General features: G+C 69.2%; 13 protein-coding genes. 12 read left to right on the top strand and 1 reads right to left on the bottom strand.

The genetic code is table 11. From position 1 onward, the window contains the following. The first annotated feature begins 258 nt into the window (after positions 1-258). The 5 genes from rpmH (at position 259) to mnmE (ending at position 6,839) form a co-directional block, all read left to right on the top strand. Complete coding sequence (gene rpmH, locus HEP73_RS22400; RefSeq protein ID WP_003469983.1) at positions 259-399, top strand: 50S ribosomal protein L34; 141 nt, start codon at positions 259-261, stop codon at positions 397-399. Further along, positions 396-875: a ribonuclease P protein component gene (rnpA, locus tag HEP73_RS22395; RefSeq protein WP_218848573.1), complete on the top strand. Its 480-nt coding sequence runs from the start codon at positions 396-398 to the stop codon at positions 873-875. Before rpmH ends, rnpA begins: the two co-directional genes overlap by 4 nt. A gap of 18 nt (positions 876-893) precedes the next feature. Beyond that, positions 894-2,630, top strand: a complete 1,737-nt coding sequence (yidC, locus tag HEP73_RS22390) for a membrane protein insertase YidC (protein WP_185821638.1) — start codon at positions 894-896, stop codon at positions 2,628-2,630. Positions 2,631-2,724: 94 nt separating this feature from the next. Next, positions 2,725-5,469 carry a polysaccharide deacetylase family protein gene (locus HEP73_RS22385; RefSeq protein ID WP_185821637.1) on the top strand — a complete coding sequence of 915 codons (2,745 nt, stop codon included), beginning with the start codon at positions 2,725-2,727 and terminating at the stop codon, positions 5,467-5,469. Positions 5,470-5,498: 29 nt separating this feature from the next. Further along, complete coding sequence (gene mnmE / locus HEP73_RS22380) at positions 5,499-6,839, top strand: tRNA uridine-5-carboxymethylaminomethyl(34) synthesis GTPase MnmE (protein ID WP_185821636.1); 1,341 nt, start codon at positions 5,499-5,501, stop codon at positions 6,837-6,839. 24 nt (positions 6,840-6,863) lie between these two features. Here the strand turns inward: mnmE and HEP73_RS22375 are convergent, their stop codons facing one another. Beyond that, the gene (locus tag HEP73_RS22375; RefSeq protein ID WP_185821635.1) at positions 6,864-7,772 is read right to left on the bottom strand and encodes an NmrA family NAD(P)-binding protein; all 909 of its coding nucleotides are present in this window, start codon (positions 7,770-7,772) and stop codon (positions 6,864-6,866) included. Positions 7,773-8,013: 241 nt separating this feature from the next. Between HEP73_RS22375 and HEP73_RS22370 the strand changes: the two genes are divergently transcribed. The 7 genes from HEP73_RS22370 (at position 8,014) to HEP73_RS22340 (ending at position 16,013) form a co-directional block, all read left to right on the top strand. Continuing rightward, positions 8,014-8,397, top strand: a complete 384-nt coding sequence (locus HEP73_RS22370; protein WP_345776860.1) for a winged helix-turn-helix transcriptional regulator — start codon at positions 8,014-8,016, stop codon at positions 8,395-8,397. A 594-nt stretch (positions 8,398-8,991) separates the two neighbouring features. Beyond that, the gene (locus HEP73_RS22365; protein ID WP_185821633.1) at positions 8,992-10,410 is read left to right on the top strand and encodes a DUF4832 domain-containing protein; all 1,419 of its coding nucleotides are present in this window, start codon (positions 8,992-8,994) and stop codon (positions 10,408-10,410) included. 288 nt (positions 10,411-10,698) lie between these two features. Then, complete coding sequence (locus HEP73_RS22360) at positions 10,699-11,628, top strand: VOC family protein (RefSeq protein ID WP_185821632.1); 930 nt, start codon at positions 10,699-10,701, stop codon at positions 11,626-11,628. An 8-nt stretch (positions 11,629-11,636) separates the two neighbouring features. After that, positions 11,637-13,061: an alginate export family protein gene (locus HEP73_RS22355; RefSeq protein ID WP_255423611.1), complete on the top strand. Its 1,425-nt coding sequence runs from the start codon at positions 11,637-11,639 to the stop codon at positions 13,059-13,061. A gap of 115 nt (positions 13,062-13,176) precedes the next feature. Beyond that, complete coding sequence (locus HEP73_RS22350; RefSeq protein ID WP_185821631.1) at positions 13,177-13,830, top strand: isochorismatase family protein; 654 nt, start codon at positions 13,177-13,179, stop codon at positions 13,828-13,830. A 13-nt stretch (positions 13,831-13,843) separates the two neighbouring features. After that, positions 13,844-14,125, top strand: a complete 282-nt coding sequence (locus tag HEP73_RS22345) for a DUF1427 family protein (protein WP_185821630.1) — start codon at positions 13,844-13,846, stop codon at positions 14,123-14,125. Further along, entirely contained in the window at positions 14,118-16,013 is a 1,896-nt protein-coding gene (locus tag HEP73_RS22340) for an amidohydrolase (protein WP_185821629.1), read from the top strand. Before HEP73_RS22345 ends, HEP73_RS22340 begins: the two co-directional genes overlap by 8 nt. Positions 16,014-16,067 lie beyond the last annotated feature (54 nt).

Below are 16,067 nucleotides of genomic sequence, written 5' to 3'. Positions count from 1 at the left end.
CAGATGTAATTCATTGAGAGACCAGGCGTGAGGCGCGAACGATCGCGGCGCACTCGGCCGGTGAAAAGAGGAAAGCGGATGAGTCAGACTACCATCGGCACGCAGGGTCTGGAATGGTTTTCCCGCATCTATGCACAGATCCATCCACAGGCCGCGCGCAGCGCCTGTCTTGGCGCCGGATAAAGAGCAGTTGACCGCACCCCGGTTGGTTCTATAGAATTTCCGGTTCTTTCCGCCTCATTCAGACAGAGCGCCCCGATGGCCACCAAGCGCACATTCCAGCCCAGCAACCTCAAGCGCAAGCGCGACCATGGCTTCCGTGCCCGTATGGCGACCGCCGACGGCCGCAAGATCCTGGCCCGTCGCCGCGCCAAGGGCCGCAAGCGCCTTAGCGCTTGATTGCTTCGCCGCCCCAGGCGGCGCCTGCAATCCGGACCGTGAAGCATCCCGACCCGCGTAGGCGATTTCCTCGCTCTGCGCGGGTTCGCACGTCTGCGGAATACCGAGTCGTGTTCGATGCCGCACGCCGCTGCTCCGAACCACTGATGAGCCTGCACTGGCGCAGCGCCGATCACCCTGCGCGGCTCGGCCTTGCCGTGTCGCGCAAGGTCGACAAGCGCGCCGTGGTCCGCAATCGCATCAAACGCGTCCTGCGCGACGCCACGCGGCATCTGCTGCCTTGGCTGGCGCCGGGCGACTATGTGGTGGTGGCGCGCAGCGCCGCCGCCCAGGCCAGCGGCGAACAGCTGCGTCAGGCCTATCTGCGCCTGCTGCGTCGCGCTGGCGCATTGCCGGCCCCGGCTGCGGACGGCACAATGCCGCCGCCCCTCTCTCCTTCTTCCCCCACTTCCAAGTCAGAACCCGTTTCTGGCTGAGCCGAGCTTGCCTGTCCGATGAACCAGACCCGCCTTTTCCTGATCTTTGCCTGGCTGATGGTCGCGGCCCTGTTGTGGATGGAGTGGAACAAGGAGCACGCCGCGCCTGCGGCCGATGCGACCGCCATTGCGGCCGCGACCACGGTGCCGCCCGCACAGGACGCCGATGCCGGCAACGCCGGCACGCCTGCCGTGCCGCGCGCCACCGTGCCCGGTGCCGCTACCGTGCCGGGCACGACGCCCGAGACGGCCGCCACCCCGACCGCCGCCGGCGCCGCGCCGCGGGTCACCATCACCACCGATGTGCTGCACCTGACCCTGGACGGGCGCAGCGTGTTCGACGCGGATCTGCTGATGTTCCCGCAGACCAAGCAGCCCGGCAGCCCGCCGGTGGCGCTGCTGACCGAGGACCCGGTGCACCCGTACACCGCCACCAGCGGCTGGGTCGGCGAAAACAACGCGCCGTCGCCGGGCCTAGGCGGCTTCCGCCCCGAGCAGCCGGGCAAGGACTACGTGCTGGTCAAGGGCCAGGACGCGTTGCAGGTGCCGTTCGTATGGAACGGCCCGGATGGCATCAGCATCCGCCGCGTCTACACCGTGCAGCGCGGCCACTACGCGGTGCAGATCAAGGACGAGATCATCAACCAGGGCAGCAAGCCCTGGCAGGGCTACGTGTTCCGCAAGTTGAGCCGGGTACCGACCATCGTCAGCCGCGGCATGACCAACCCGGATTCCTTCAGCTTCAACGGCGCCACCTGGTTCAGCGCGCAGGACGGCTACCAGCGCCGTGCGTTCAAGGACTTCCTGGAAGACGGTCCGCTCAACCAGACCATCAAGGGCGGTTGGATCGCGGTGTTGCAGCATCACTTCTTCACCAGTTGGATTCCGCAGGCCGATCAGGACGCGCTGTTCGTGCTATCGAACGACGGCCCGCGGCATGTGGTCGAAGTGCGTGGCCCAGGTTTTACCGTCGCGCCGGGTGGACGCGCTAGTACTGAGGCGCGGCTGTGGATCGGCCCCAAGCTGGTTAATCAGATCGCTAAAGAGCAGGTAAAGGGACTGGATCGCGTGGTCGATTACAGCCGCTACACGCTGCCCGCATTGTTGGGACAGGGCCTGTTCTGGATCCTCAGCCATGTGCACACCCTGCTCGGCAACTGGGGCTGGTCGATCGTCGGCCTGGTGATCCTGCTCAAGCTGATGCTGTATCCGCTGTCGGCCGCGCAGTACAAGAGCACCGCCAAGATGCGCAAGTTCCAGCCGCGCATCCAGCAGCTCAAGGAACGCTACGGCGACGACAAGCAGAAGTTCCAGACGGCGATGATGGAGCTGTACAAGAAGGAGAAGATCAATCCGATGGGCGGCTGTCTGCCGGTGCTGGTGCAGATGCCGATCTTCTTCGCGCTGTACTGGGTGCTGGTGGAATCGGTGGAGCTGCGCCAGGCGCCGTGGTTCGCCTGGATCCAGGACCTGACCGCACGCGATCCGTACTTCATCCTGCCGGTGATCAACGTGGCGGTGATGTGGTTCACGCAGAAGCTGACGCCGGCCCCGGGCATGGATCCGATGCAGGCGCGGATGATGCAGTTCATGCCGCTGGTGTTCGGCGTGATGATGGCCTTCGTGCCGTCGGGCCTGGTGCTGTACTGGGTCACCAACGGTTCGCTGGGTCTGTTGCAGCAGTGGTGGATGATCAAGCGTCACGGCGAGGCGGCCACCGCCGGCGCCAAGCCACCGGCCAAGGCGAAGAAGTAACTTCGACAACGCCCGCCGCCAGGCGGGCGTTGCGTATGCGGCCGCGGCATTGCGCGCTCGCCTGTCCTGTCACCGTCCTTGCGAGCCCCGGGCCATGCTCGACCGCCGTTCCGCCTCCCTGCCGTTCACCGCGCTGTGCCTGATCGCGCTTGCGCTGCCGGCCTGCCAGCGCAGTACGTCGTCCACGGCCTCGGCCACGGGCGGCGCAGTGCCGTCTGCGCACGCGGCGGACCCCGGTGCCACGCCGTTGCCGGGTTCGCCCGCGCTGCAGGCGCAGGCCGCGGCGATCCGCACGCAGCTGCAGGAACAGTTGGCGGCGCAGCGCAAGATCATCGTGCTGCTGGCTGACGAGGCCAAGCAATCGCCGGCCGAGCGGCAGACTTCCAGCGGCGTGGGCCAGCAGTTGTTCCATGAAGGCCTGGAGCGACGCGATGCATTGGCCAAGCAGTTCGATGCGTTGCTGGCGCAGCCGGACCCGCAGCGTTTCGCCGCGGTCGGTGCGCTGCTCGACTACGTCGAATCGGCGCCGGACCTGTACGACGCCGACCGCCTGGCGTTCCGCGAGATCCTGGCCGACTGGCAGACGCGCATCGGCAAGGATTCCTCGCTGCCGGCGATCAAGCTGCACCAGCGCATCGGCGAGGATCTGGAAGCGCTGGACGAGATCGAGCGCACCTACAACCGCGAGATCACCGCGATCTTCAGCCGCTTCGACCGCACCCGCGCGATCGTGCAGAAGCGCGAGAAGTGGGAGGACTACGTCGCCCACCTGGGCACGCTGTACACGCGCGAACGGATCCTGCGCGACTACGGGGTGATCACCCCGTATCCGATGTCGATGCAGGACAGCGACCGCGAAGTGTTCGGCCGCGACCTGCCGCCGAAGACGGTGGTGCTGAGCTTCGACGACGGCCCGCACCGCGAGTACACCGACGAGATCGTCGCCATCCTCAAGCGCTACGACGTGCCGGCCACGTTCTTCGAGGTCGGCCGCAACCTGGGCAAGCTCGATGCCGACGGCAAGGTCGAACTGGCGCCGTTGGCCAGCGTCAGCCGCGAGCTGATGGAGCAGGGCTACACGGTCGGCAACCACAGCCTGACCCATGCGCAGCTGTCCAAGGAAACCGGCGCCGCGCTGCGCAGCCAGATCCTGGACACCGACCGCATGCTGCGCGCGGTCGATGCCAAGCGCGCGCCGCTGTTCCGCTTCCCGTACGGCGCGCGCAACGCCGAGGGCATGCAGATCCTCGGCGAGGCCGGGTTGAAGTCGGTGATGTGGAACGTGGACTCGCTGGACTGGGCCGACCCGGTGCCTGAGTCGATCGTGCAGCGCGTGCTCGAGCAGGTCGGCCGCGAGCAGCGCGGCATCCTGCTGTTCCACGATATTCACGCACGCACGGTCAAGGCGCTGCCGCAGATCCTGGACCGACTCAGCGCCGACGGCTACCAGTTCGCCGCCTGGAACGGGCGCGATTTCAGCGTGGCGCGCGCGGCGGCCAAGGCGGCGGCGCCGGCAGTGACCAGCGGCTACGACAAGTCGTGGGCCATCGTGATCGGCATCGACGACTACGCGCACTGGCCCAAGCTGCAGTACGCGGCCAACGACGCGCAGGCGATCGCGCAGACGCTGACCGGCAGCTTCGGTTTCCCGTCGTCGCAGGTGATCGTGCTGAAGAACCAGGAGGCCACGCGCAACAACATCCTGGCCGCGTTCCACGACCGCCTGGCGCACGGCGGGGTGGGCAAGAACGACCGCGTGTTCGTGTTCTTCGCCGGGCATGGCGCCACCCGCAAGCTCGCCTCCGGGCGCGACCTGGGCTACATCGTGCCGGCCGATTCGGACCCGGCGCAGTTCGCCACCGACGCGATCCCGATGACCGAGATCCAGGACATCGCCGAGAGCCTGGAAGCCAAGCACGTGCTGTTCGTGATGGACGCCTGCTACAGCGGCCTGGGCCTGACCCGCGGCGGCGGCGGCACCGGCGCCTACCTGCGCGAGAACGCGCGGCGCGTAGCGCGGCAGATGCTCACCGCCGGCGGCGCCGACCAGCAGGTCGCCGACAGCGGCCCCAACGGCCATTCGGTGTTCACCTGGGTGCTGTTGCAGGCGCTGTCGGGCAAGGGCGATCTCAATGGCGACGGCCTGATCACCGGCACCGAACTGGCCGCGTACGTGGCGCCGGCGGTGTCGAGCATTTCGCCGCAGACGCCGGCGTTCGGCAGCCTGCCCGGCTCGCAGGGCGGCGAATTCGTGCTGCAGGTGCCGGAAGGCGACGAATTCCTGACCGCCAATACCCAGCAGCTCTCCTCGGCGGCGATCGCGATGAACGATCGCGTCGCCGCAGCGGTGCCGGCGGTGGCCACGCCCGCCACGGCGGCAGCATCGGCCGCGGCGCCTGCGGCCAAGCCGACCGTGGTCAAGGACTTGCAGGGCGGCGAGCGGCCGCTGGCGGTGCCGGTCGCGGCCGGGCCGCTGTCCGATCGCCAACAGGCGCAGCGCGCCAACGACCGCGGCCTGCAGCTGTACAAGGAAAAGCGCTACGACGAGGCCGAGGCGCAGTTCACCGAAGCGCTGAAGCTGCGTCCCGACTTCGCGCTGGCGGCCAACAATCTCGGCTTCATCTATTACCGCCAGGGCAAGTACGCGCAGGCCGCGCGCTGGCTGGAGAACACGCTGAAGATCGATCCCTCGCGCGCGGTGGCCTACATCAATCTCGGCGACGCCTATCGGCAGATGGGCGATGCGGCCAAGGCCAAGCATGCGTTCCAGACCTACCTGGAACTGCAGCCGGGCGGCGCCTCGGCGGCCTACGCGCGCACCCAGCTGCAGACGTTGTAGCCTGCAGCGCCGCCGGGACGTTTTTCGCCATGCCGCACGCCGCCGACACCATCGCCGCCATCGCCACCGCCCCAGGTGCGGGCGGGGTCGGCGTGGTGCGCGTGTCCGGGCGGCTGGCCGCGGCGATCGGCGCCGGTCTCGGCCTGGGCGCGCTGCCACCGCGCACCGCGCGCTATGCGCGCTTCCGCGATGCGCAGGGAGAGACCCTCGACGACGGCATCGCGCTGTGGTTCCCGGCGCCGCGCAGCTTCACCGGCGAGGACGTGCTGGAACTGCAGGCGCACGGCAGCCCGGTGCTGCTGCGGCAACTGGTGGCGCGCTGCTGCGAACTCGGCGCGCGGCCGGCGCGGCCGGGCGAGTTCAGCGAGCGCGCCTTCCTCAACTGCAAGCTGGACCTGGCCCAGGCCGAGGCGATCGCCGACCTGATCGCCGCCGGCGACCTGCGCGCGGCGCGCGCGGCGCGCAGGTCGCTGGACGGCGTGTTCTCGCGCCGGGTCGAGGCCCTGGCCGAACACCTGATCCGGCTGCGCATCCACACCGAGGCGGCGATCGATTTCGCCGACGAATCGCTGGACACGCTCGGCGGCGAACAGGTTCGCGCCGGCCTGGCGCAGGCGCGCGCGGACCTGGCGCAACTGCTGCTGGACGCCGAACGCGGCCGGCGCCTGCGCGACGGCCTGCACGCGGTGCTGGTGGGGCCGCCCAACGCCGGCAAGAGCTCGCTGCTCAACGCGCTGGCCGGCAGCGAGCGCGCCATCGTCACCGACATCGCCGGCACCACTCGCGACACCTTGCGCGAGACGGTGCGCCTGGACGGCGTCGAGCTGACCCTGGTGGACACCGCCGGCCTGCGCGACGGCGGCGATGCGATCGAGCGCGAAGGCATGCGCCGCGCGCGGCTGGAATTGCAGCGCGCCGACCTGGCGCTGATCGTGCTGGACGCGCGCGATGCGGACGCCGGCCGCGCCGCCATCGCCGAGGCCATCGCCGGCGTGCCGCAACGGCTGTGGATCCACAACAAGAGCGATCTGCTCGATGTCGTGCCGGAAGCGACGGAAGACAGCATTTACGTCTCCGCCAGCACCGGCAGCGGTCTCGAACAGCTGCATGCGCAACTGCGCGCGATCGCCGGGCATGCCGCCGGCGACGGCAGCGACGGCGAATTCTCCGCGCGTGCGCGCCACGTGGAGGCGTTGCAGCGCGCCGCGGAACACGCCGCGGCCGCGGCCGCCGAACTGGGCTACGAGCGGCTGGAACTGGCCGCAGAGGAACTGCGCCTGGCGCACGCCGCGCTCGGCGAGATCGTCGGCCATCTCAGCGCCGACGACCTGCTGGGGCGGATCTTTTCCAGCTTCTGCATCGGCAAGTAGGGCACGCCCACTTGCCTGCGGCGTTCAGGGCGCCAGTGCGGCGAGTTGCGCGCGGTTGGCCTGCAGCCACTGTTCGAACGGCTGCGGCGCCTGCCCGGTGAGCGCCTGGTAATCGCTGCTGACGGTGGCCACGCGGCCGGCGGCGGTGTTGCTGTCGAACGAGGCCAGCACGCGCGCCAGCGGCTCCGGCAACCCGGCGCCGACCATGCCCTGAACCAGGCCTTCGACCGGTACCGGCACCACCTGGATCGGCGTGCCGAGCGTTTGCGCGACCAACGCGGCGATCTCGGCGGTGCTGTAGGCGCGGGCGCCGCTGAGGGTCAGCGTGCGCTTGGCCTCGCCGCCGCCGGCCAGTGCCACCGCGGCGGCGCGCGCAAGATCGTCGCGTGCGATATGCGCGATGCGGCCGTCGCCGGCGGCGCTGTACCAGTGGCCCGAGGCCAGCACCGACGGCAGGCTCATGAACAGGTTTTCGAAGTACCAGTGGTTGCGCAGCACGGTCCAGCCGGGCAGGGCGCTGGCGGCCAGCGCATCCTCGCTGCCGGCGTGGTCGGGCGCGATCAGCAGCGGCGAATCCTGCGGTTCGGGGCAGGAGGTGTAGACCACATGGCGCACGCCGGCGCGCGCGGCCGCGGCGATCGCCGCCTGGTGCTGCGCGAGGCGGTGGCCGGGACGATCGATCGCATCGGTGCTGATCAGCAGCAGGCGCGCCACGCCGACGAACGCGGCATCCAGCGAGGCAGGCGCGTCGAAGTCGCCGTGGCGCACCTCGACGCCGCGTGCCGTCCAGGCGGCCAGGGTCTCGGGACGACGGGTCAGGGCGACGATGCGCGTCGGCGGCAGCTGCAGCGTGTCCAGCAGATGGGCCAGCACGCGCTGGCCGAACTGGCCGCCGGCGCCGGTGACGAGCAGGGAATCGGGATGAGGGGACATGGGTTTCCTTGGGGAGTGGACGCTGCCGGCGCTCGCCAAGCGGCGCGGCCGTGCAGCGGACTGCGGTGGTCTGAAAAAGGAACCAAGTGCATAGTAGAGATCGCCGCAGGGCTGTAAATACGGCACTTTTCCCGCCCCTGATTACCTCGAGGTAACCGCCATGTCCGTCTCTGCGCCATTGGCCGCCGTGTCCACTGAGCCGCCGCTGAGCCAGAAGCTGCGCGACTACCGCGGCGAGGGCATGCCGATCGACCGCTGCCCGGTGCGCGACGTGCTGGCGCAGATCGGCGACAAGTGGAGCACGCTGTTCCTGCTGCTGCTGGCCGAGCGCCCGCACCGTTTCGGCGAATTGCGCCGCGCGGTGCCGGACATTTCCCAGCGCATGTTGACCCAGACCCTGCGCGACCTGCAGCGCGAAGGCTTGGTCGCGCGCGCGGTGCTGCCGCTGGTGCCGCCGGGCGTGGAATACCGGCTGACCGCGCTGGGGCAGTCGTTGAGCGAACCGCTGGCGCAACTGGTGCGCTGGGCCGAAGCCCATCACAGCGACGTCCGTGCAGCGCGCGTGGCGTTCGAACACGAGCAGCCCGGCGCCGCGACCTCGGTGCAGACCCGCCGCAGCGCCTGACCGCGGTCGCATGGCGATGCGCTGCCTGTGTCACAGGCCGGCGTGATCGAAGCAGGGCCTGTCGCGCAATGCGGCAGGTCGGGCGTGCCGTGGTGCGCCTGAAGTGGCGCTGCCTGCCTCAGGTTCGCCGATCCGGCTAGTGCGCCCGATGTCGTTGGTCCTGCATGGCGCGCAACGCGCACCTTAAAGGGTCTGCCCGGATCGCCGCGCACGCGACGCGGATCGATCCGTTGTGGCTGCGCCGGCCATGAAAAGGGGGTGGCCATCAAGGATCCAGTCCATCCAGGTAGACAAAGATAGTTTCGTTATATTTCTAGATTGATGCATAACGAAACATAGACTAGGCTCGATTCCGTTGCATTGGTGCCGTTTCGCCCATGACGACGCCTGCCGGCGCGGTGCGTTCGGTGCATCCAGCTGCAACGAGCGCCGTCCAGCACGCAGGACTCGCACGGTGCCGGATTGGTGCCGGCCGTTCGCCGGCATCGGCACGGCGGAAACGCAATCCCCAGCGCTCGCCACGTTGTCTGACGTCTCCACCCCTCCATAAAACGAAGAGGTCGCCCCATGTCGTCACGTCCCGTTTCCCGACGCTTGCCCCTCGCAGTCGCCTGCATCTTCAGCGCCGCCTGCGCGCACGCCGGCACGCTGAGTCCGGCGGTGTCCACCCAGGAGTTCGACAATCCGCATCGCGGGTTCATGCTGTGGGGCAGTTCCTACGCCGCCGATGGCGGCGTGGACAACTTCCATGGCGCGCACATCTATCACGTGTACCTGCCGTGGCGGATGATCGAGACGTCCGACCAGGTCTTCGACTGGCAGGCGATCGAAACGCATTACCTGCAACCGATCCTCAACGACGATCCGTTGGCCACCTTCGTGCTGCGCCCGGTCGCCGACTATCCCGACAGCGCAGGCAGCCAGATCGACGCCCACTACACCGGTGGCGAGAACGAGCGCGACTACCCCAAGTTCCTCGAGCAGCAACCGCTGTCCATTCCCTTCGCGGTCCGCGCCAGCTGCGACGGCGACGGGCCGATCCGCAGCCTGGACTACAACAACGCCAAGGCGCGCCAGCAGATGCAGCAGTTCGTGGCGGCGTTGGGCGCGCGCTACGACGGCGATCCGCGCATCACCGCCATCCAGGTGGGGCTGCTCGGCTTCTGGGGCGAATGGCATACCAGCGGCTGCGAAGACCTGCAGCCGAACGCGCAGACCCGGAGCTTGATCCGCGACGCCTATGTCGCCGCGTTCCAGCGCACGCCGCTGCAGACGCGCTACGCACGCCAGTCCGATGTGGGATCGGCGATGTTCGGCTTCCACGAGGATTTCTTCCCGTCCTTCACCGCCAGCTGCAGCGCGTTCAGTCCGGCGCTGCCCAGTTGCAGCGACGACGGATGGTGGAACCTGGAGTACGGCCTGAGCAACGAAGTGCCTGCCGCGCGCCAGAACTGGATGGTGAGCCCGATCAGCGGCGAGAGTCCCAACGCCAACCAGAAGAGCACCTGGATCAACCGCACCGCCGACATCCGCAAGCTGCTGCGCGACTACCACTTCAGCTTTCTCGGCCCGGCCGGCGCGCACGAAACCAGCGGCAACGCCAGCAAGCTGCAGGACATCAAACGCGACCTGGGCTATCGCCTGGCGGTCGCCAAGGCGAGCTGGCCCGACACGCAGACCCGCGGCCAACAGGCCACGCTGCAACTGGACATGACCAACCGCGGTTCGGCCCCGCTCTATCACGGCTACCACGTGGAACTGCACTGGGTCGCCAGCGACGGCACCACGCGTGCACGCGCTACCGTCGCCGACTTCGCGCTCAACGAGATCATGCCCGGCGCCACCCTCAGCCGCAGCGCCAGCTTCACCGTTCCGGCTACGCTACCGTCGGGCAGCTACGCGCTGCGCCTGGCCCTGGCCGACGACGCGCCGGGACGTCGCCACATCGCCCCGCAGAACGATGGCCAGGACAGCGAACGGCGCTTGCCGCTGGGACAGGTGCAGGTGCCCTGATCCGACGGCGCACTGCGGCCGCACATTGCGGTCGCGGCGCGCCATTGGAATCGGCGCGGCGGGGCGGATGGGCACAGAAGATCCGGCGTCCTCGCTCGGAGGGGAAGCGGCCGTCAGCCGCATCACCTTATAAATGTCGGCCATCCCGATACAGGCAGCGCAACACCGCGCGAATTTCCAAGACGTCCACTTGGCCGCCGCGCAGCATGCGGAGGCCGGCGCATCGGGTGCCGGTTGCCTGCGCCGTTGCCGGCGCAGGTCTTCGCTGCAAGCCGAGGATGTTTCCGCATGCGCCTGAAAATCGCCGCCGCCCTGCTGTCGCTCAGCGTGCTGTCGCTCGGCGCGCAGTCGCCGAGTGCGTTCGCCGCGTCCGCCGCGCCGCCAGCCGCGCGTACCGCCGCCACACCGCCGGTCGCGGTCGGCCCGCAATACGACACCACGCACGTCTATGTCGCGCCGGCCGATGTGGACCGTTTCGTCGCCAGTTTCCTGGCCACCTTCGGCGGCACCAGCACGCGCCAGGTGGTGGCGACGGTGACGCCGACGCCTAGCAGCACGACCTCGCAATTGCTGCAGACCCCGGTCGGCACGGTCTCGCTGTTCGGCTTCACCACGCCGATCCCGCATCCGTTCGGCGCCGAGCGCAACGGCCTGCTGGTGCGCGACCTGGACCAGGCCGTCGCCGCCGCGCGCGCCGCCGGTGCCGACGTGCTGGTCGCGCCGTTCCCCGATCCGATCGGCCGCGATGCGGTGGTGCAATGGCCGGGCGGGGTCAACACGCAGCTGTACTGGCATACCACCGCACCGTCGTACGCGGCGTTCCGCACACTGCCGGAGAACCGCGTGTATCTGTCGCCGGACCGCGCCGACGCCTTCGTGCGCAGCTTCCTCGTCTTCTCCCACGGCAAGCTCGTGGACGATGCGCGGCAGGCGCCGGGGCAGGAGATCGGCCGCCCGGGCGAACACTACCGGCGCATCCGTCTGCTCTCGGAGTTCGGCAAGACCACGGTGGCGGTCAGCGACGGCCACCTGCCGTATCCATACGGCCGCGACACCACCGGCTACGAAGTCGAGGACCTGCAACAGACCCTGGACAAGGCCAAGGCGGCCGGCGTGCAGGTGCTGGTGGCGCCGTTCGTCGCGCAGGACCGGCGCAGCGCGGTGGTGGAGTTCCCGGGCGGCTACGTCGCCGAGATCCATAGCCCGCTGGCGCATTGAGCGGGGGCATGCACGGCGCCGGGCGCCTGCGGCACGGCGCGTTGCTGGCGCTGGCCTGCATGGTCGCGCTCTCGGCGCCGGTGCGTGCCGAGGAACAGGCGCCGCAGTCGGCCGTGGCGGCGACGCGGCCGCAGCCGAGCACCAACCGCTGGCAGGAAGACTGGTCGGCGCTTGCCGATCCGGCCCTGCGGCAAGCGCCACTGGACCGCTTGAAGTATCTGCCGTTGGACGCCGACGACCCGCAACGCTACCTGTCGCTGGGCGCCAACCTGCGCGAGCGCTTCGAATCGAACGACGCGCCCGGCCTGGGCAGCGGCGACGCGGCCGATGCCTACCTGCTGCAGCGGCTGCAGCTGCACGCCGACCTGCGCCTGGGCGATGAATGGCAGGCGTTCGCGCAACTCGAGGACGTACGCGCCTATGCCAAGCGCGTGCATTCCGGCGCGGACCAGAACCGGCTCGACCTGCGTCTGGCCTTCGTCGCCTACCAGCATGCGTTCGCCGCCGGCACCTTCAAGGCGCGCGTGGGACGGCAGGATTTCGCCTTCGACCTGCAACGCTTCGTGTCTTCGCGCGACGGTCCCAACGTGCGCCAATCGTTCGATGCGGTGTGGGCCGATTGGGAAACCGCGCGCTGGCGCGTGCTCGGTTTCCTCAGCCAGCCGGTGCAGTACGCCGATACGCACGCCTTCGACGACAGCTCCAGCCGCCGCGTGCGCTTCGGCACACTGCGCGCCGAGCGCAAGGTATTCGGCGACAACGAACTGTCCGCCTACTACGCGCTGTACGCGCGTGACCAGGCGCATTACCTGGATGGCAGCGGCCGCGAGCGCCGCCATGTGCTCGACCTGCGTTTCGCCGGCACCGCCAGCGGCGCGGACTGGGACCTGGAAACGATGGCGCAGCGCGGCAGCGTCGGCCAGCAGGCGATCCGGGCCTGGGCGGTCGGCGCGCGTGCCGGTTACACGTTGCAACGCTTCGCCACGCAGCCACGCCTGGGCCTGCAACTGGATGCCGCGTCCGGCGACGCGCATGCCGGCGACGGCCGCGTGGGCACGTTCAATCCGCTGTTCCCTAACGGCTACTACTTCGCGCTCGCCGGCTACACCGGCTACAGCAATCTGCTGCACGTGAAGCCGTCGCTGCAGTGGCAGGCCGCCCCGGCACTGACCGCGACCCTGGGCGTTGGCCTGCTGTGGCGGCAGAGCAGCGCCGATGCGGTGTACCTGCAGCCCACTGTGCCGGTCGCCGGCACCGCTGGCCACGGCGGGCGCTGGACCGGCCGCTACACCCAACTGCGGCTGCAGCGCCCGTTGTCGCCGCAGCTCACCGCGGCGCTGGAAGCGGTGCGCTACGACGTCGGCAGCACGCTGCGCCAGGGCGGCGCGCGCGACAGCGACTATGTCGGCGTGGAGTTGCGCTGGGCCTGGTAGCGCTGCGGCTGCATGGAACGGGTACGTACTTTGCGCACAAAGCGACACGAATCTCCAAGACGCGGCCGCCAGCGCGCGCCAGCATCGTGCTTCCCCCGCACACCAGGATGTCGCCATGCCGCTCGCCGCTCTGCCCGTTCCGGGCGCCTCGTTGCTTTCCCCGGGCGACCACACCCTGATCATGATCGACTTCCAGTCGCAGATGGCCTTCGCCACGCACTCGATCGATGCGAGCGCGCTGCGCACCAATGCGGCGCTGGTGGCCAACGCCGCGGCCAGCTTCGGCGTGCCGACGATCCTGACCACGGTCGCGGAAAAGAGCTTCTCCGGGCCGATGTTCGACGAAGTGGTGGCGCCGTTCCCGGGCCAGGCGCTGCTCGACCGCACGTCGATGAATACCTGGGAAGACGCGGCGGTGATCCGCCGGGTCAACGAGATCGGCAAGCCGCGGATCGTGCTGGCGGGGCTGTGGACCAGCGTGTGCATCGTCGGCCCGGCGCTGTCGGCGCTGGACCAGGGCTTCGAGGTCTACGTGATCGCCGATGCCTGCGGCGACGTGTCGGCCGAGGCGCACAACCGCGCCATCGAGCGCATCGTGCAGGCCGGCGGCCGGCCGATGACCGCGCTGCAATACCTGCTGGAACTGCAGCGCGACTGGGCGCGTACCGACACCTACGCCACCACCACCGAGGTGGCGCGCAAGTACGGCGGCGCCTACGGCCTGGGCATCGTCTATGCCCGGACCATGTTCGGCGCCCACGAAGGCTGAGCGGAGCACGCCGATGAAGACCTATCTGGTATCGCTGGGCCTGGGCCTGCTGGTCGGGGTGATCTATGCGCTGTTCAAGGTGCGCTCGCCGGCGCCGCCGGTGATCGCGCTGGTCGGTCTGCTCGGCATCCTGCTCGGCGAGCAGTTGCCGCCGCTGGTGCAGCGCCTGCTGCGCAGCGACGCCAACCCGACCGCGTGGTTCCACCACCAGGTCAAGCCGCACGTGTTCGGCGAACTGCCGCAGCGCACGCGAGCGCCGGCGCAACCGGAACGGGGAGAACACGACAATGGCTGAGCCGCATGCGACCGACACCGCGCCGGACCTGATCCTGTACCGCGGTCGTTTCACCACGCTGGACCGCGCGCGTCCCAGTGCCACGGCGGTGGCGATCAAGGACGGCCGCTTCCTGCAGGTCGGCAGCGACGAGGAGATCGTGCCGCTGGCCGGCACGCACACCCGGCGCATCGACCTGCATGGCCGCTGCGTGCTGCCGGGCCTGATCGACAACCACCTGCACCTGATCCGCGGCGGCCTCAACTACAACCTGGAACTGCGCTGGGACGGCGTGCGCAGCCTCGCCGACGCGATGGACATGCTGCGCCGGCAGGTGGCGATCACCCCCGCGCCGCAATGGGTGCGCGTGGTCGGCGGTTTCACCGAACACCAATTCGCCGAGAAGCGGCTACCGACCATCGCCGAACTCAACGCGGTCGCGCCGGATACGCCGGTGTTCCTGCTGCACCTGTACGACCGCGCGCTGCTCAACGGCGCCGCATTGCGCGCGGTGGGCTACGGCAAGGACACGCCGGCGCCGCCGGGCGGGGAGATCGTGCGCGATGCCGAGGGCAATCCGAGCGGGCTGCTGCTGGCCAAGCCGAACGCCTCGATCCTGTACGCAACCCTGGCCAAGGGGCCGAAGCTGCCCTACGCCTACCAGATCAATTCGACCCGCCAATTCATGCGCGAATTGAACCGGCTCGGTGTCACCGGCGCGATCGATGCCGGCGGCGGCTTCCAGAACTATCCCGACGACTACAAGGTGATCCAGGAACTGGCCGACGCCGGCCAGCTGACCATCCGTCTGGCCTACAACCTGTTCACCCAGAAGCCGCAGCAGGAGAAGGAAGACTTCCTCAACTGGACCGCCAGCTCGCGCTACCAGCAGGGCGACGACTACTTCCGCCACAACGGTGCCGGCGAGATGCTGGTGTTCTCCGCCGCCGACTTCGAGGACTTCCGCCAGCCGCGGCCGGACATGCCGCCGCAGATGGAAACCGAGCTGGAGGACGTGGTACGGATCCTTGCGCAGAACCGCTGGCCTTGGCGCCTACACGCGACCTACGACGAGACCGTCAGCCGCGCGCTGGACGTGTTCGAACGCGTGGACCGGGAGATCCCGCTGCAGGGGCTGCACTGGTTCTTCGACCACGCCGAAACCATCTCCGAAAAATCCATCGACCGCATCGCCGCGCTCGGCGGCGGCATCGCCGTGCAGCACCGCATGGCCTACCAGGGCGAGTATTTCGTCGAGCGCTACGGCATCGGCGCGGCGCAGGCCACGCCGCCGGTCAAGCGCATGCTGGAGAAAGGGGTCAAGGTCTCGGCCGGCACCGACGCCACCCGCGTCGCCTCGTACAACCCGTGGGTATCGCTGGCGTGGCTGGTCAGCGGGCGCACCGTCGGCGGCCTGCGCCTGTATCCGCAGCGCAATTGCGTGGACCGCGAAACCGCGTTGCGGATGTGGACCGAGCACGTCACCTGGTTCAGCAACGAAGAAGGCAAGAAGGGCCGCATCCAGGCCGGCCAGTTCGCCGATCTGGTGGTGCCGGACCGCGACTTCTTCGGCTGCGCCGAAAGCGACATCGCCGATACCACCGCGCTGCTGACCATGGTCGGCGGCAAGGTGGTGTGGGCCAGCGGCGCGTTCGCCGAACACGACGAAGCGCCGCCGCCGGCGTTGCCGGACTGGTCGCCGGCACGCAGCTTCCGTGGTTACGGCGCCTGGGGCGAGGCGCCGAAGGCGGCGCTGTCGCAGTCGCAACAGATCGCGGCCAGTTGCGGCTGCGCCCACGACTGCACCATCCATGGGCACCAGCACGCCACCGCGTGGAGCAGCCAACTGCCGATCGCCGACCTGAAGAGCTTTTGGGGCGCGCTGGGTTGCGCGTGCTGGGCGGTATGAGCCGGAGGAGCGCGATGGGCACGATGAGCACGCAGGCCGGCATCGGTGCGCGGA

The organism is Xanthomonas sp. GW (assembly GCF_014236815.1).
Lineage (GTDB): Bacteria > Pseudomonadota > Gammaproteobacteria > Xanthomonadales > Xanthomonadaceae > Xanthomonas_A.
This window is presented reverse-complemented; position numbering and strand designations above follow the sequence as displayed.